Origin of the sequence: Shewanella sp. S1-58-MNA-CIBAN-0166 (genome assembly GCF_040310085.1) — a bacterium.
Classification (GTDB): domain Bacteria; phylum Pseudomonadota; class Gammaproteobacteria; order Enterobacterales; family Shewanellaceae; genus Shewanella.
On record NZ_JBEOPN010000001.1, the window covers coordinates 218741 to 236908 of the forward strand.

The 18168-nt window shown below is 43.0% G+C and carries 15 protein-coding genes; 10 read left to right on the plus strand and 5 right to left on the minus strand.

What is annotated here, in order from left to right; all coding sequences use genetic code 11:
• Window positions 1-466: 466 nt before the first annotated feature.
• The 6 genes from AAEY99_RS01015 (at window position 467) to AAEY99_RS01040 (ending at window position 7752) form a co-directional block, all read left to right on the plus strand.
• Window positions 467-1225, plus strand: a complete 759-nt coding sequence (locus tag AAEY99_RS01015; RefSeq protein WP_351008615.1) for a PepSY domain-containing protein — start codon at window positions 467-469, stop codon at window positions 1223-1225.
• Window positions 1225-1950 (plus strand): PepSY-associated transmembrane domain-containing protein, encoded by a 726-nt coding sequence (locus AAEY99_RS01020; RefSeq protein ID WP_162022079.1) that lies wholly within the window; start codon window positions 1225-1227, stop codon window positions 1948-1950. The genes AAEY99_RS01015 and AAEY99_RS01020 overlap by 1 nt, the downstream gene beginning before the upstream one ends.
• Before the next feature lie 183 nt (window positions 1951-2133).
• Entirely contained in the window at window positions 2134-2580 is a 447-nt protein-coding gene (locus AAEY99_RS01025) for a CopL family metal-binding regulatory protein (protein ID WP_162022078.1), read from the plus strand.
• A gap of 104 nt (window positions 2581-2684) precedes the next feature.
• Window positions 2685-3002, plus strand: a complete 318-nt coding sequence (locus AAEY99_RS01030; protein ID WP_502959483.1) for a heavy metal-binding domain-containing protein — start codon at window positions 2685-2687, stop codon at window positions 3000-3002.
• 95 nt (window positions 3003-3097) lie between these two features.
• On the plus strand, window positions 3098-4606 hold the full coding sequence (locus AAEY99_RS01035; protein WP_162022077.1) for an efflux RND transporter periplasmic adaptor subunit: 1509 nt from the start codon (window positions 3098-3100) through the stop codon (window positions 4604-4606).
• An 11-nt stretch (window positions 4607-4617) separates the two neighbouring features.
• Window positions 4618-7752: an efflux RND transporter permease subunit gene (locus AAEY99_RS01040; RefSeq protein ID WP_101084892.1), complete on the plus strand. Its 3135-nt coding sequence runs from the start codon at window positions 4618-4620 to the stop codon at window positions 7750-7752.
• An 88-nt stretch (window positions 7753-7840) separates the two neighbouring features.
• Here the strand turns inward: AAEY99_RS01040 and AAEY99_RS01045 are convergent, their stop codons facing one another.
• From AAEY99_RS01045 to plsB, 5 genes are all read right to left on the minus strand, one after another.
• Window positions 7841-8107 carry a hypothetical protein gene (locus AAEY99_RS01045; RefSeq protein WP_123883622.1) on the minus strand — a complete coding sequence of 89 codons (267 nt, stop codon included), beginning with the start codon at window positions 8105-8107 and terminating at the stop codon, window positions 7841-7843.
• Window positions 8104-8367 carry a hypothetical protein gene (locus tag AAEY99_RS01050; RefSeq protein WP_059745865.1) on the minus strand — a complete coding sequence of 88 codons (264 nt, stop codon included), beginning with the start codon at window positions 8365-8367 and terminating at the stop codon, window positions 8104-8106. Before AAEY99_RS01050 ends, AAEY99_RS01045 begins: the two co-directional genes overlap by 4 nt.
• 231 nt (window positions 8368-8598) lie before the next feature.
• The gene (locus tag AAEY99_RS01055) at window positions 8599-9375 is read right to left on the minus strand and encodes a VOC family protein (RefSeq protein WP_351008619.1); all 777 of its coding nucleotides are present in this window, start codon (window positions 9373-9375) and stop codon (window positions 8599-8601) included.
• Between the two features lie 143 nt (window positions 9376-9518).
• On the minus strand, window positions 9519-10775 hold the full coding sequence (gene mtr, locus AAEY99_RS01060; protein ID WP_162022074.1) for a tryptophan permease: 1257 nt from the start codon (window positions 10773-10775) through the stop codon (window positions 9519-9521).
• Window positions 10775-13198 carry a glycerol-3-phosphate 1-O-acyltransferase PlsB gene (plsB, locus tag AAEY99_RS01065; protein ID WP_101085352.1) on the minus strand — a complete coding sequence of 808 codons (2424 nt, stop codon included), beginning with the start codon at window positions 13196-13198 and terminating at the stop codon, window positions 10775-10777. Before plsB ends, mtr begins: the two co-directional genes overlap by 1 nt.
• Window positions 13199-13462: 264 nt before the next feature.
• On the opposite strand from plsB, the gene lexA reads away from it, so the two are divergent.
• From lexA to ctaD, 4 genes are all read left to right on the plus strand, one after another.
• Window positions 13463-14077, plus strand: a complete 615-nt coding sequence (lexA, locus tag AAEY99_RS01070; protein ID WP_059745867.1) for a transcriptional repressor LexA — start codon at window positions 13463-13465, stop codon at window positions 14075-14077.
• Complete coding sequence (locus tag AAEY99_RS01075) at window positions 14074-14580, plus strand: cell division inhibitor SulA (protein ID WP_059745868.1); 507 nt, start codon at window positions 14074-14076, stop codon at window positions 14578-14580. The genes lexA and AAEY99_RS01075 overlap by 4 nt, the downstream gene beginning before the upstream one ends.
• Window positions 14581-14975: 395 nt before the next feature.
• A complete protein-coding gene (gene coxB, locus AAEY99_RS01080) occupies window positions 14976-16562 on the plus strand; it encodes a cytochrome c oxidase subunit II (RefSeq protein WP_351008622.1) in 1587 nt (528 codons plus the stop codon).
• A 9-nt stretch (window positions 16563-16571) separates the two neighbouring features.
• Complete coding sequence (ctaD, locus tag AAEY99_RS01085; RefSeq protein WP_101084886.1) at window positions 16572-18167, plus strand: cytochrome c oxidase subunit I; 1596 nt, start codon at window positions 16572-16574, stop codon at window positions 18165-18167.
• Window position 18168: the final 1 nt, after the last annotated feature.

Here is an 18168-nt window from a genome sequence, read left to right on the forward strand (position 1 = left end):
ATTTGATTTTAAATTTGATTTTGAATTTAAGTATTTGCCTTCACCCTTCACTAGTGGCTAACAACACTGAAGAGCAAAAATTAACAACAGCGGTGGTAGATAAATGCACCTTCTTTGATAAAGGCAGGAGATAACATTTATCTCCTGCCAAATATTAGCGAAATAATCACTCACGGCCCGCTAATTGATTCGGCGTTAGCGCTGACGACTAATGTTGAATGTGATGCGACTCCATTGCAGGCATCGCATTGTTAGCCACTAATTGCATGCTAGTGATGCTATTAGTGCTAGTAATGCTATTGGCGTACGTTGACAGCTCTGCTTTAACTTCACGATTAACATAAATTGCTGCAAACTATGAGTCACTTAACAGATAATGGTATCTCGATGGTCATTTATAGCTTGATTTACTAGCCTAAAACACTTTCTAACTAAACCAATAATAAAAATAATAAGGTTAATTTGAATGCATAAAACCGCAAGAACACTCCATAAATGGTTGATGCTGTTTCTCGGGCTACAGTTTGTGATTTGGTCAGTAACTGGAACATATATGGTGTTTATGCATATTGACTATATTCATGGGGATTCGCTCATCAGTAACCCCCAAACAAAAATCAATCCCGATAAAATGCAGTATTCATTGGCAAAACTGTTACAAACTTATCCTGAAGCAGAGCAAATAAGTGTCGGTAAACTGATGCAACAAGACGTATACCGCTTCTCTATTCCGACCATAAATGCGACCATAAAATCGACTCAGCAGGTACTGCTAAATGCGCAAACAGGTGAACGTTTATCGCCACTTAATCAAACGGCAGCCATAGCATTAGCGCAATATTATTACCTTGGTAATGAGCCCATTAGCGAAGTGAGTTTACTGACCGATAACCCACCTTTTGAACTCAGTGCTCGTCACTTACCGGCGTGGCGAATTAATTTCGACCACTTTTCCGCACCATCACTTTATATCTCAGCTGACAGTGGATTATTAGTAGGCAAGCGCCATGCATTTTGGCGTTTATTCGACTGGGTGTTTCGTTTTCATGTGATGGATTATGGCGATGCTGAAGAAATCGATAACCAATTATTATTCTGGATAGCGTTGTTCTCAACTTTAGCTACCGTTAGCGGGTTAATATTAGTGTATTTCAGGGTATTACGTCGTACTAAAAACAAACGTAAGCCTATGTTGAGCAAGCGTAAACACAGTGGGGTTGCCTAATGTTTTGGGTCAGAAAACTGCATAAATGGGCATCAGTCATTGTAGGGGTTCAGTTACTCCTTTGGTTAATCAGCGGGCTGTATTTTAATCTTATGGATCACAATAAAGCCCAAGGACTTACCCACCTTAACGACACTCACACTGAAGTGGTAATAGAGACTCATCGTTTGCGTGAACCTAGTACTATTCTGGCCGCCTTTAAACCTAGCGTATCGCTTAACATCATTACTTTATTAGATAAACCTTACTACCTATTAACCCATGAAAAAGGCTTATACAATCATCTTAACAATGACTACACCTTGGTTGATGCTTATGACGGTAACCAAGTAATAATTAATACCACAATGGCGCAACGGTTGGCCAAAGCATCTTACTCTGGAGAGGCTGTAATAAGTTCAACTCTCTTACTCACTCCGCCATTGGACGACTTTCCAAAACAGCGCAATGACACTTGGCAGATAAACTTTGCTGATAACATTGGCACCAGTGTTTATATTGAAGCACAGTCGGGTCGACTCGTCGGCCACAGTGATGAACATACACGTTTAGCCGATATATTTTTTATGCTGCACTTTATGGATTACACCAGTGAAGGCAGCTTTAATAACATCCCTATCAAGATTTTTGCGTTTATAACGTTATGGTTAACCTTTAGTGGATTGATTTGGGTGATTGATATGCTTAAGCGCAACAGGTATCGGCCCAAACTAAAGCGCAAATAATGGCGATTTAAACGTAAGTTGACCCTAAATTAATGAAATGGAATGTGTATCACACGATACTGATCATAAAAGCGTTATCATCATTTTCAGATTAATAAATTTAATCTGTTATTACTTGAAAGATTTTTACTTAAGTAAAGGTCTGTTAAGCTAACCCCTAATAAACGACTTGGTTAAGGCTAAATGAGAGCAAAGCAGTCAAACTATTGGATCATCGTAATCACTTTGTTCGCACTTGTCGGACAGGGGTTGCTGACTAATGACAGTTTGATGGTGCCAATGGCCCATGCAGAAATGGCTCAAGCAATGTCCGCTCAAACCGACAAAACAACCAACACCACATCAGCCATGTCGCATAAGGCAATGAAGAATTGCCACGATAATATGCAAAATATCGTCAATGATATGGATGAACCTATTGCCGCAAAGTTACCGCAAACCAGCTGTTGTAATGGTTCCGGATTTTGCAGCTTGGATTGTAACCACTGTTTGACTATTTCGTTTACTGCCAACCTAATTGATATTCCATTGGCAACGACCAGTATTCCCGTTTACTCTGCACCGCTTGCGATGGTTGTTAACCATGTGTCAATCGCATTCCCTCCTGCGTTTCGCCCTCCTATCGCTTAATTCAATTGATCATTCTTGTGCATTAAGCACATTCAATACTATTGTTTTTAGCGTTTATCATCATGCCGATTATCAGTATTGTCATGATGAATATCGAGGTTATTATGAAAAAATTGCCATTTTTTAATGTGCTATTAAGCGCATTCGTTGGGGTCATCATCCCCGCAGCTCTCACATCAACGGTTGCTTATGGCGCAGAGCACGATCATGCCCAGCATCAGTCGCAAGCCAGTAAAACCTATACCTGCCCGATGCACCCTGAAGTGATCAGCGATAAAGAGGGGCGCTGTCCCGTCTGTAATATGTTTCTCGTCGTCAAAGATGAGCAACAAGAGTCCAGTGCTGGCGACACTCAACATCCGATGGCTAACATGCATGGCGCTATTCCAAAAGAACCAAGCCTAGCAGACAAGTTTAATTGATCATTCTTGTGTGTTGAGCACATTCAACATTATTGTTTTTAGCGTTTATCATCATGGCAATCGTCAGTATTGTCATGATGAATATCGAGGTTGTTATGAAAAAATTCCCACTTTCTAGTGTGCTATTAGGCGCGTTTGTTGGGGTAATGATCCCCGCGGCTTTCACATCACCTGTCGCTTATGGCGCAGAGCACGATCATGCTCAGCATCAGTCACAAGCCAGTAAAACCTATACTTGCCCGATGCACCCTGAAGTGATCAGTGATAAAGAGGGAACCTGCCCCATCTGTAATATGTTTCTCGTCGTCAAAGAGGAGGAAGAAGAGTCCACCGTTGACGGCACTCAAGATCCAATGGCAAACATGCAAAGTGCGACTCCTGTAAAACAAAGCCAAGCAGATAAGGTGTTTAGCCAACCTAAACCTACATTAGTGCCGACAGCAAATCAGAGCGATAGCACCAATGTAAAATATGTCTGTCCAATGCATCCACATGTAGTGTCCGATGCTCCTGGTACCTGCCCTATTTGCGGGATGAACCTAGAGAAAGTCACCGTTACCGATGCAAGCCAAGAAATTGTTGTCGGTGTTTCTGGCGGGATGCAACAAGCTTTGGGTATGCGAAGCCATGTAGTTGAAAAAACCAATTTGTCGCGCCAAGTGAATACCATAGGCACAGTGCAATATAATGAAAATGCGATTGGCCATGTGCATACACGCGCAACCGGATGGATCGAAACGCTCACGGTAAATAACGTGGGACAACAGATAAAAAAGGGCCAACTTTTATATGAGCTTTACTCGCCCGAACTCGTCAATGCCCAAGACGACTATTCCCAAGCTCAAGACTACCTTTTGCAAGATAAAAAACGAGGTAGCAGTTTATTACTTAAAGCACGTAAACGCTTAGAGTTGCTTGGCGTCGATACCTCGATAATTGATCGTTTAGAAAAAACCGGTGAAACCATTTTTAAAGTGCCTTTTTATGCCCCACAAGATGGCTTTATCAGTAAGCTAACCGTGCGTGATGGCATGTATATTCAGCCTGGAGATACCTTGTTTGAAATCGTTAATTTAGACAGTGTATGGGTCATTGCTGATGTATTTGAAAATGAACAAAGCTGGCTACAACAAGGCCGTAAAGTCACTGTTAGCGCTGCAGCACAAGGGCTGTTTGATATTGACTCGACAATTGACTATATCTACCCAGAATTAGACCCTGTCACCCGAGCGATGCGGGTGCGGATCAAGCTTAACAATCATAACGACAAACTCAGACCAGGCAGTTTAGTTGATGTGACCTTATTTGGTCTGCCTAAGAATAATGTGCTCACTGTACCAACTGAAGCATTGATCCTTACCGGACGTGAAAACCGTGTGGTGGTGCAACGCAGTGATACCAGCTTTGCTTCCGTGCCAGTCAAAATTGGTATGATGGCAGACGGTAGAGCCGAAATCTTAGAAGGACTGAATGAACATGACAAAGTGGTTATTTCAGGGCAGTTCTTATTGGACTCAGAAGCCAGTATTCAAGGCAGTTTACAGCGTTTAAGTAATGCGCCAACGACCAAAGAATCAACCACTACCGATGCTCATCAGCACTAAGGAGCACGACAATGTTAGCAAAAATTATCAGTGCTTCAATAAAGCAACGCGTTATGGTGTTGATACTCACGGCCGTTATCGCGTTAGTGGGTTATCAAGCCATGCGCATGACCCCACTGGACGCGCTACCTGATTTATCAGACGTACAAGTTATTGTAAAAACCTCTTACCCAGGCCAGGCACCGCAATTAGTTGAAGACCAAATTACCTATCCATTGTCATCGGCCATGCTGGCCGTGCCGGGAGCCAAAACAGTACGTGGCTTTTCAATGTTTGGTGACTCGTTTGTGTATGTCATTTTTGAAGATGGCACCGATATCTATTGGGCGCGTTCACGGGTGCTTGAATATTTATCGCAAACACAAGACCAACTGCCAGCCGGTGTTACACCCAGTATTGGCCCAGATGCATCGGGAGTGGGTTGGATTTTCCAATATGCCTTAGTCGATCGCAATGGACAGTATGATTTAGCCCAACTGCGTTCATTACAAGATTGGTTTTTAAAACTAGAATTACAAAGTGTTGCCGGAGTATCAGAAGTTGCCACCGTTGGCGGGATGGAACAAACATATCAAGTGGTCGTCGACCCACATAAGCTAGCACTGTATAAAATCGACTTAATGACCATTAAAAACGCCTTAGATAATTCCAATAGCTCGACAGGCGGCTCGGTGATTGAAATGGCCGAAGCAGAATACATGATCACTTCAAGTGGTTATCGCCAAACCATTGCCGACTTTGCTGAAATCCCACTGGGCATTTTATCTGAAACTGGCACACCAGTATTAATGAAAGACGTTGCCCAACTACGAACTGGCCCTGCGGCGCGTCGTGGTATTGCTGAACTCGATGGCAAAGGTGAAGTTGTCGGCGGTATTGTGGTGATGCGCTATGGTGAAAATGCTCTTGAAACCATTAATAATGTTAAGCAAAAACTCAAAGAGATCAGTAATGGATTACCTGATGGGGTCGAATTAGTCACCACTTATGATCGCTCAGAGTTAATCTTACGCTCAGTCGATAACCTTAAGCATAAAGTGCTAGAAGAAATGCTGGTTGTCGGACTTATTTGTCTACTATTTTTACTGCATGCACGCTCAACGTTAGTCGCGATAATCACCTTACCTATTTCGATTTTAGTCAGCTTTATCGCCATGAATATCATTGGTGTCAATGCCAATATTATGAGCTTAGGCGGCATTGCCATTGCCATAGGAGCGGTGGTTGATGCGTCAATTGTGATGGTCGAAAATACCCATAAACATTTGGAACATTATCGCCAAAAACACGGTAAAGCTCCTGAGGGAGAAGACCATTGGCAACTCGTCAGAGAAGCCTCTATCGAGGTCGGCCCTGCATTATTTTTCAGCTTGTTGATTATCACTTTAAGCTTTACGCCGGTATTTGCCCTTGAAGCGCAAGAAGGGCGTTTATTCCACCCGCTAGCCTTTACCAAAACCTTTGCTATGGCGGCATCTGCCATTTTAGCAATCACCTTAATTCCGGTGTTAATGGGTTATTTTGTCCGCGGAAAAATCCCTGATGAGCGTAAGAACCCCATTAGCCGAGTATTAATTGCCATATACCAACCATTGTTAAAATGGGTACTGCATTTTCCTAAAATCACCATCGGATTAGCCATCATTGTGCTATTCAGTGCTTACTACCCATTAAGCCAAATGGGCTCAGAGTTTATGCCCACCTTAGAAGAAGGTGACCTACTTTATATGCCCACCACGCTACCCAGTGTAAGTGCAGGCAAAGCAGCAGAAATATTGCAACAAACTGACCGACTGATAAAAACAGTACCCGAAGTGAAACGAGTATTTGGCAAAGTGGGCCGGGCCATGACAGCAACAGACCCTGCGCCGCTAACAATGCTAGAAACCACCATCATGCTCAAACCGCCTGGCGAATGGCGTGAAGGCGTAACCTTAGAGAGCATTATTGCTGAACTGCAAAAAACCGTGCGTATACCAGGGATGACCAATGCTTGGGTGCAACCGATTAAAACCCGTATCGATATGCTATCTACCGGCGTGAGAACCCCTGTCGGCATAAAAATATCGGGCGCAAATGTTGAAGAACTACAACGTATTGGTGCAGAAATAGAAGCGGTAGTAAACCAATTACCGGGAACTGAGTCGGCATTTTCACAGCGCAGTAGCGGCGGCCGCTATATTGATATCACACCAGACCTTAAAAATGCTGCACGTTATGGCATGACCTTAAAAGATATCCAAGATGTGGTAAAAATTGCCATTGGCGGCATGACCGTTGGTGAATCAATACAAGGTCAAGAACGCTATCCAATCAATATCCGTTACCCGCGAGAGTTACGTGACAACATCGAGAAGCTCAGAAATTTACCGGTACTGACTAAAACGGGTAAGTACTTACCGTTAAGTTATTTAGCCGAACTGAAAATCACCGATGGTGCCCCCATGCTAGCCAGTGAAAATGGTCGCCTTATCTCGTGGGTGTTTGTCGATCTAAAAGACATTTCTATCGGTGAATATATCGTTGCAGCAGAAAAGGCGCTTAAGCAACAAATTACCCTTCCTCCACGCTACAACTATAGTTTTGCTGGACAATACGAGTATATGCAACGCGTAGACGCCAAAATGAAAATGGTGATCCCATTAATGATCGCGGTGATTTTTATGTTGCTGATGATGACTTTCAATTCAGTAATACAAGCATCGGTGATCATGTTAAGTTTACCTTTCTCATTGGTGGGTAGTGCATGGTTACTTTATGGGCTGGACTTTAATTTTTCAGTTGCCGTATCTGTCGGCATGATTGCCTTAGCTGGGGTTGCCGCAGAGTTTGGCGTGGTGATGCAGGTGTACCTTAATAATAGTATTAAGGCCTATAAAGAAGCCGACAACTACCACAGTAAAGCGGATTTAACGGCTGCATTAGTGGAAGGTGCAGTGATGCGAATTCGCCCTAAAGCCATGACCGTCGCAACCATCTTTTTTGGTTTACTGCCGATCATGTGGGGCAGCGGTACGGGTAATGAAGTGATGCAAAAAATTGCTGCACCTATGGTCGGCGGTATGGTCACGGCGCCGCTACTGTCGCTATTTGTTATCCCAGCAATTTACTTACTCATATACGGCCGCAAGTTGCCCAAGCAATAATTCACTTAAATTTATTTACTTTTTATCTCTATAAATAAAAAATCCCAAACGATTAATCGCTTGGGATTTTTATATGCTAATCACAATGTTATTTACGCTTAAGTGATTCATTAAGTTGGTCGGCTTCATCTTGTTTCTTTTTACGACACGCAGCAATATCTTCAGGATGCCCATATTTGCATGGATCGCTGGCTAAAATTGCCCTAGGGACATTCAGTATCATGTAATCTGTGTCATTTTTATTGTCATCTGCATTGCCAATATTATTACCAATATTGATGATATCGGTACCACGGCATCCCGTAAGTATCACTAAGCTAGATAACAAGCTTAATTGGATTATCCGTTTTTTCATTGTTGTAATATTCCTTGTTTTTGACGCGCAAGCAGCATCATGCGGATAATCCCCCATAGCATAATAATCGCACCGATAATCAACATAATAATAATGATCAAAGGGTTGGCTAACATAGGCAAGAAATCTTGGTCAAACCCTACAAGGATACCGTAGAGCCCAAGACCAAATAATATCGTGCCAGGAAAATCGATCAGTGCCACTAACAACATACTGCGATGAATACTGGCTAATGTGATTTGGGTGTTTTCCTGTGTCATTCACTCATCCTTGTTTAAATACACTAACTCTTACCAACAACTAATAGTAACACTCTACTAACAGTAACATTTTTCCAACAACTCAATATGACATCACTTAATAATCAAGGTTCAATCGCCCTTCTATCTTAAATCGGCACTCTACATTAAATGATACTCTAGCTTTAATCGGCAACACACGAATATAAATAATCAACATTCATTATGTAAAAACATAATTTTCAAATCTATTTATTCTGCAGTAAATAACGCAATAATTGAAAACACCCCACCTTGTGGATCATTGAGTACAGAAAAACGGCCTACGTTAGGAATATCAGTTGCAGGTACACAAACTGAAGCCCCCAAGGTTTGTGCTTTAGTCACTGATAAATCACAGTCATCAACGGCAAAATAGCTCATCCAATGAGCAGGAGTATCGCCCCATTCTGCAGTCATTTCCATCAATCCACCAATGGCTTGCTCCCCCGCATACCATTCGATATATTCAAAATCAGCTAGATCATTAAGCTGAGTTTGATAACCTAATACTCGGCTGTAAAACTGTTTCGCCGCAGCGGTATCACGACAAGCAAGCTCAACCCAACATAGGGTATTTGATTCTTGTGATCGCTTAATGCCAATATGGTCTTGGCCTTGCCATAATGCAAATCGACAGCCTTCTGGATCTGTGCATAGCGCCATACGGCCAGCATCTCCAACAGAATGTGGCCCAGCAATAATCTCACCTCCAGCTTGAGTCACAACCTTAGAGGTAGCATCAACATCATCGACCGCAAAATAAATTGTCCAATGAGTCGGTAAGGCTTCCATTTCTGCTGGCATTGGGTACATTGCCGCAATGTCATCACCGTCGATTTGCAGCATAGTATAATGCCCTTCTGGCATAGGCATATCATCTGCTCCCCAGCCAAATAGCGCCTGATAAAATGCTTTACCTGCCGCCCAATCATGAGTTGCTAATTCAATCCAGCAAGGCTGTCCTTGTTGATACTGTTGTACCTGCATTATCTTAATCCTCTATAAAATAGTTGCCTTGATATGGCCAACATAAAACTTGTCTCATAAGTTAAGTCGATATCAGCAGAAAAGCAAAAAGCCTTCAAACGAAGGCTTTTAGGCTAAAAGTTGTTTCACCGGAATTTTTGCGTCTATTTAAACACCGGCAATATATCGGCCATGGCCAGCAAATGACATGTAGCAGTGATAACCCCAAACAACACCACAATAGCAATTAACGGGGTTCCACCAGGGACCTTAAATCCCTTTGAGTCAGGATATTGTTGTCTTACTTTATAGGCTAATAACGCTGGTACAATAACAGCCCAAATAGTGGCAGCTAGCGCAGCAAAACCAATCGCTAAAATAAATCCATTCGGAAATAACAAACCAAGGATTGTTGGCGGTACAAACGTGACCGTTGCCGTTTTAATTCGTCCTGAGCGCGAGTCGTCAAACCCAAATAAATCAGCAAGGTAATCGAACAAGCCTAGTGTCACACCTAAAAATGATGAGGCGACGGCAAGATTAGCAAATAGGGTTAACATGTTATCCAGCCATTGGCTGGCAATAACCCCAGACAACGCACCCACTAACACACCTATATTGCCACCTTGAGCAATAATATCGGCAAACTGGCTTCGTTGAATATTACCCATCGTTGCCACTAACCAACATATATAAATCACCAATGCGATAGTGGTTCCGGTAATAATCGCCTTAACGATGGTTTTGGCATCTTTACCATAATATTTGACTAAACTTGGCACATTACCGTGATAACCAAAACTGGCCAATCCAAAAGGGATAGCGGCAAGTAAATAAGGCAGGTAACGCGATTCACCATCAGGCGATACTAGCTTTATGGTATCAATGTCGATTAGTAAGTTACCGATAGCCAAAAAGAAAGTAATCACCATGCCACCAAGCATGATTGTGGTGATACGGTCGACCGCTTTAGTACTAATAAATACCACCAGAGCCAAGACTACCGCAAACACCAATCCGGCCACACTCTGGGGTAGGCTCACGCCCAATGCTGACAGACTGTGATTCACAATCGAACCACCACCACTGATGTAAGCATAGGTTAAAATATATAACACAAACGCAATCGAAACGCCGTTAATCACCCGCCAGAACTGCCCAAGAGTCACCCGAGTTAAGGTGTCAAAACTGTCGCCTGGTTCAAAATGCAAATTGGCTTCTAATAACAATAAACCCGACATTAGCATGCAAAACCAAACGCCGAGCAACATCGCGATAGAATAGCCAAACCACATTCCAGCACCAACAACGGGTAACGAAAACATGCCCGCACCCACAGTGGTTCCGGCAATAATCATCGCCCCACCCAATACAGATTTACCGCTGGTACGATGCTTGGCAGCATTCATATGATTAGCCATTATTGTCCGTGCTCCGCTTCCACACTATCAACAATGGTTTGTCTTACTAAAGAGCTGAGTAATTTATTAGCGTTATCACGAATTCTGATCACTTCAGCACGATGTTCGTCGCTGCATAAATAACCCAATTCTTTCAGTTTCACACTCAGGGTGTTATATAATTTTTTGTCATAAAATTCTGGTGCGGTAATGCCATGCAGCGCGCCTAATCGTTGGGCTAACAAATGGCTATCGCGTTCCAGTTCTGAGCGCTCAAGATCAGGTTTTATTGCGAGTAAATTGAAGATAATCGCATAACGTTGCAACGTTTCACTGATAGTTTCAGCAAGCAGTAACACTTGGGTAATATGACGAGGCGTTATCTCAAACTGATCGCTACCAGTCAGTAAACCTTGTTCAACCATGAAATCTAAAATGCTATCCACATGTTGAGGCACGTCATCAATGCTCATAAATAGCTCGGCTTTAAGTAATGGATAAAAGTCCATTACAATGCCATGAATTCGCTGGCGATCGCACACGTCATAATGCACTAAACAACTGGCAATTAATGACGGCAACGCCATCAAATGAATAATATTATTACGGTAATAACTCATGGTGATGGCAATTTTTTCATCAACTGAAATAATTTCACCAATAAGGTCTTTGGTACTAACAAACTTATTTAACGACAGACAGTGATCAATAATTGACTTGCCATTACCTTCGGCCACAGAGGTGTAATCGGTATAAGGCACTGTTTTAAGTAAGGCTAAATACAAATCAAGCTGACGTTCTAACTGGCTTCTTTCTAACGCATTTTGCTCTGACGCTAATAACACTAAACTAGTCAATGTTACTGAACTGGCTGCGGCAGCTCCATTGATATTAGTCATTACGCGGTTAGCTAACAAATTAACTGAGGGCGTAAACCAAGAGGGTTTTTGGTCAGGATCTTTAGCTAGCTCATCACGCCACTCTGGCGCCTGCTGATTTAAGAACTGTTGTAAATTAATCGGCTCACCAAAATTCACATAACCTTGGCCAAAATTGCCTAACTTACGAATAGCACCAAATACCTGCCATACAGATTCTTTTTTCTTTTTCTTACCGCTTAATTCTTTGTGGTACGTCGCCACTTCCATCACATGGTCATAACCTAAATACACGGGTACTAAGGTTACTGGGCGCTCTATCCCACGTAGCACACTGTTAATTGTCATAGCCAACATACCGGTTTTAGGCGCTAACAAACGTCCTGTACGCGAACGACCGCCTTCAGTGAAATACTCGACCGCATAACCCTTAGCAAATAACTGATCTAAATATTCACGAAATACTGCGGTATAAAGTTTATTACCATTAAAACTACGACGGATAAAGAATGCCCCACCACGGCGGAACATCGGCCCTGCTGGCCAAAAATTAAGGTTAATACCGGCAGCAATGTGCGGCGGAACCATGCCCTGATAATACAAAATATACGACAGTAGCAAGTAATCCATATGGCTACGATGACAAGGAACGTAAACAATTTCATGACCATCATGATGTAACTGTCTTACTTGCTCGGCACCTTTGATATTGATGCCACTGTATAATTTGTTCCATAACCAAGTCAGGAAACGTTCGGCAATACGCACCAAACTATCAGAATAGTCGGCGGCAATTTCATCAAGGTATTCAATGGCGGTTTCACGCGCTTTCTCGACTGTTACTTTCTTATTTGCAGACTCTTCTTCAATGGCTTTTTTGATAGATTCTGATTTTAATAAAGAGGCAAACAACGCTTGTCGATTCGGTAATTGTGGCCCCGTCATCACTTTGCGTTGACGGCGGAAATGCACACGGGCGACTCGGGTCAATTTGTGAGCAATTCTTTTATCAGTACCATGTTCATCGGCCATATGACGAAGCGATAATGCATTAGAAAACTGGACGAAATTATGGCGTCCTAAAAATAAAATCATTAACCATTTACGTAACCACGTAGGGTTTTCACGTTCAAATACTGCAGCTTTCATGCTGTCTTCTTCTTTACCTGGGGTACGTCCCCAATAAAGGCAAACAGGAACCAACTGTATATCTAATTCAGGGCTCTCACTATGAAGTGACAATAAGCTGGTAAAATAATTAAGGAATTTGTCACCACTTTCACGTTTACCAAATAGTGGTTTGCGGCCCTCTAAACAGACCACACGAGGCACGGTTAAGCCATCAAGCTGTAATGGCTCATAAGGACTGGGCAGACCAAAGCCCTCGGTGATTTCGCTCAACGCGGCAATATCGCTAATAGATTCCGTTTTCATTAAATAAACCAAAGGTTTAGTTGGATCTATATTGAGGTCATCAAAAGGATCGTGAGGGACCACAATGGTCTGTACCATCCACTTTTGAATCCATCTTAATGCTCGTAAAAATATTGAATCTGGTTTTGACATGGTTATTTTCGCAACATAAGCCACTGTAATATTGTCGTATAGGATACCAGAAACCACCCTGCTTACACTATCAGACCGATCTATCTTTACGTTTAAGCTCTCACTATCAGAAATAACATAAGACAGAACATTAGTAATAGTTAATTAAAACATATTGTTGAGTGATACTTAATCAACAAAATACAAAAAATAGTTGGTTAATACTTGCGCGAACACAAACACTGTATATAATGACAGTCACTGTATAAAAAGACAGGAATTATCATGAGACCGTTAACGCCGCGCCAAGCAGAAATTTTAGACTTAATTAAAAACAATATCGCCGAAACAGGTATGCCACCCACTCGTGCTGAAATTGCGAATCGTCTTGGCTTTAAAAGTGCTAATGCCGCCGAAGAGCATTTAAAAGCATTAGCCAAAAAAGGCTTTATCGAGATCATGCCTGGTACCTCAAGAGGCATTCGTTTACCTCATGAAGAACAGGTTGAAACCGGTCTGCCACTCATTGGACAGGTTGCTGCTGGTGAACCAATTTTGGCCCAAGAGCATGTAGAGCAATACTATCAAGTCGATCCAAACATGTTTAAGCCCGCCGCAGATTTTTTATTGCGAGTGCGTGGTGACAGCATGAAAAACATCGGCATTTTAGAAGGTGACTTACTCGCTGTACATAAAATGCAGCAAGCACGTAATGGCCAGGTTGTTGTGGCACGTGTTGATGATGACGTCACCGTAAAACGATTTGAACAAAAAGGTAATGTGATTTATCTGCATGCCGAAAATGAAGATTACAATCCGATAAAAGTAGATTTAAGTTGCCAAAGCCTAACCATCGAAGGGCTTGCCGTTGGCGTTATCCGTAATGGAGATTGGTTATGAACAAACTAATGGGCATCGCGCCACGCCACCCGGGCTTATGGGTAGATTTAACTGAAACAGAACTGCATGGCACCCAAACCATTCAAACATTACAAACTGTCACTCAAGGTGAGGCTGAACTGAGCCAATTGTGCAGCCAGTTGGCAATATTGAGCCAGCAAGGCAGATGGATTGTATTAATTAGCCCGCCCCATATTGGCTATAAACATATGCTGGCAAGTGCTGGTGTAAGAATGGATCGCATTTTACTGGTGCACACCAAAGATGAAGTCGAAACATTATGGGCCATGGAGAAAGCGCTCACTAGCGGTACATCGAGCGCAGTAGTAACTTGGACAAGCTCACTTGATGCTCGCGATAGTCGCCGTTTAGAAATTGTCGCCAAAAGTGCACGTGCATTAGGGGTGGTAATTGAAGATGTGAATGCTCACTTACCTCACAAACATCAACTTGTTAGCCCTACTTTAACAAATGGAACAAGTAATTTTTGCTCATTTCACTAAGCACGAACCCTTCATTACCAAGCCCTGTATTGAATTCAGGGGTTTTTTTCATCTTTTTTCAGCCTATTAGCCAACAAAGTGATCTTGATCAATGTTTAATCTACAAGTAATGTGGTTAACAAGGATGAAACATTTTTTATCTTTAATTGGACGTGAATGGCAGTAATCAAGATTACTTTCAGACAAATGAGCCAAATCAAAATTGATAAGTTCAGTAGTAGGTACAAGCGTGGTGCACAGCTAACAATAAAACCGTAGACCGTATGTTTACAGCCACCAAAGTACTTTGAGGTCATCAAACTTTTTTCGGGAACCGAAGAGTTTGCATAGAGCAGAGAATTACTGTGTGACTCTTCTTTGTAGTTGCTATTTGCAATTAGCAGAGGAGTAGTCTTGTGAAGCAATGGTTGTATTGTTTACTGGTGGTGTTTGTAGCACTTCCGCTTGGGGCATCAGAAATGCCCCTCAACATGACTCAAGGCGTGACAGATATCAGTGGCAAGGTTTATGACCTCCACATGACGATTCTTTACATCTGTTGTGCAATTGGGTTAGTGGTGTTTGGGATCATGATTTACTCAATGATTTATCACCGCAAATCAAAAGGCGCTGTCGCGGCCAATTTTCACGAAAGTACCAAAGTGGAAATTGCTTGGACCGTCATCCCTTTCATCATCTTAATCGGCATGGCTATTCCAGCCACCAAAACCTTGATTGCTATGGAAGATCCCAGTGATGCTGATCTCACCATAAAAATTACCGGGTCGCAGTGGAAGTGGCATTACAGCTATTTTGATAAAGACATCGAATTTTACAGCACATTATCCACTCCCAGAGCACAAATTGATGGCAGTGAGGCCAAAGGCGAGCATTACCTCCTTGAAGTCGATAAGCCATTAGTACTGCCCATTAACCAAAAAGTGCGCTTCTTGATGACATCTGATGATGTTATCCATTCATGGTGGGTGCCCGCGTTTGCCGTTAAAAAAGATGCCAATCCAGGCTTTATCAACGAAGCCTGGACTCGTATTGATAAGCCTGGAACGTATCGCGGCCAATGTGCCGAGCTATGCGGTAAAGACCATGGTTTCATGCCGATTGTGGTGCAAGCATTATCGGAGGCCGATTTTGATAATTGGTTAGTAGAGCAAAAAAAACTAGCAAGCAATGCAGCTACAGCCGCTGCGGCATCAATGTCTAAAACCTTGTCTCTTGAGGAGCTAACCTCACAAGGTGAGCAAATCTATATTGCTAGGTGCGCCGCTTGTCATCAACCCAATGGTGCGGGTCTTCCTGGTGTATTCCCATCATTAATTGGCAGCCCTATCATAAAAGGCCCTGTTAACGATCACCTGAATATCGTCTTAAACGGTAAACCAGGTACTGCAATGCAAGCCTTTGCAAAGCAACTTAGCGCCCAAGAAATTGCCGCAGTCATTACCTTTGAGCGTAATGCGTGGGGCAATAATAGCGGTGATGTAGTTCAAGCTGCTGATATAGGAAACTTTTTAGGCAGTAACGAGGCAAGCACCGAACCAAGTAAAGCAGTAACCGATGCAGCAAATACTATTGCAGCAACGACAACTGACATTACCGATGCGGTTACCGAAAAAGCCAATCAAGCTGTCGAAGCCGTAGCAGAAGCTGTTGTACCAGAGGATCTGCCCACGTTAACCTTGGAGCAATTAATTGCTGAAGGTGAGCAGGTTTATGCTACGACATGTGCTGCATGTCACCAAGCCACTGGCGCTGGTTTACCAGGCGCTTTCCCTTCACTTATTGGCAGCCCTGTTGTTACTGGACCGGTTAGCGGACATATCGATATCGTTATGCACGGAAAACCAGGTACCGCAATGCAGGCATTTAGTAGTCAACTTAGCCCGCAAAAGATGGCGGCTGTGATTACTTATGAGCGCAATGCGTGGGGCAATAATTCTGGCGAAGCGGTGCAACCTGCCGATGTCGCTAGCCATGGACAGTAGGGGAAAACAATGAGCACAACAACGCACGATACACTGGCTACCGCTCATGATGATCATCATCACGGCGCTCCGAAGGGGCTAATGCGCTGGCTACTCACCACTAACCATAAAGATATCGGCTCGCTGTATTTATGGTTTAGTTTCATTATGTTTCTTACTGGCGGTGCGATGGCAATGGTGATTCGAGCTGAATTATTTCAGCCTGGATTACAGCTAGTAGAACCTAACTTTTTTAATCAGATGACAACAGTTCATGGCCTCATCATGGTGTTTGGGGCGGTGATGCCCGCTTTTACCGGGTTAGCAAACTGGTTAATTCCAATGATGATTGGTGCCCCAGATATGGCACTACCGCGAATGAACAACTGGAGTTTTTGGATTTTACCCTTCGCCTTTACCATTTTATTAGGTTCACTCTTTATGGAAGGCGGCGGCCCTAACTTTGGCTGGACATTCTATGCTCCGCTCTCAACCACCTATAGTCCTGACAGTACCGCCCTATTTGTTTTTTCCATTCACATAATGGGAATAAGTTCGATAATGGGTGCAATTAACGTCATTGTAACCATTGTAAACTTGCGAGCTCCTGGCATGACCTGGATGAAGTTACCTTTGTTTGTGTGGACTTGGCTCATTACCGCATTTTTACTGATTGCGGTAATGCCGGTGCTCGCAGGTGCGGTCACCATGGTATTAACCGATAAGTTTTTTGGTACTAGCTTTTTTGATGCTGCAGGTGGTGGCGATCCGGTGATGTTCCAGCATATTTTCTGGTTCTTTGGCCATCCCGAAGTTTACATCATGATTTTACCGTCCTTCGGTATTATCTCCGCGATAGTACCAACCTTTAGCCGTAAAAAGCTGTTTGGTTACTCCTCGATGGTTTACGCCACTGCCAGTATTGCCATTCTGTCATTTTTGGTATGGGCACATCACATGTTTACTACTGGTATGCCTGTTTTTGCCGAATTGTTTTTCATGTATTGCACCATGTTGATTGCCATTCCAACCGGGGTGAAAGTGTTTAATTGGGTCGCCACTATGTGGCGCGGTTCAATGACATTTGAAACTCCAATGCTGTTTGCAGTGGCATTTATCATCCTGTTTACCATTGGTGGCTTTTCGGGCTTGATGTTGGCAATTACCCCTGCTGATTTCCAATACCACGACACTTACTTTGTCGTGGCTCACTTCCATTATGTACTGGTGACTGGGGCGATATTCTCCATTATGGCGGCGGCTTACTATTGGCTGCCTAAATGGACCGGCCATATGTATAACGAAACTTTAGGTAAGTGGCACTTTTGGTGTTCGGTAATATCCGTCAACGTGTTGTTTTTCCCAATGCACTTTCTAGGCTTAGCAGGTATGCCGCGTCGGGTTCCCGACTACGCGGTACAGTTTGCCGATGTGAATCAAATTGTGTCGATTGGTGGCTTTGCATTTGGTTTATCTCAGCTAATTTTCCTTGTTGTAGTTCTCAAATGTATCAAGGGTGGCAAACCCGCTGGAGATAATCCTTGGGAAGCAGCCGAAGGCTTGGAATGGTCGATTGCCAGCCCTGCGCCATATCACTCGTTTACCACTCCACCGGAGATTAAATGAG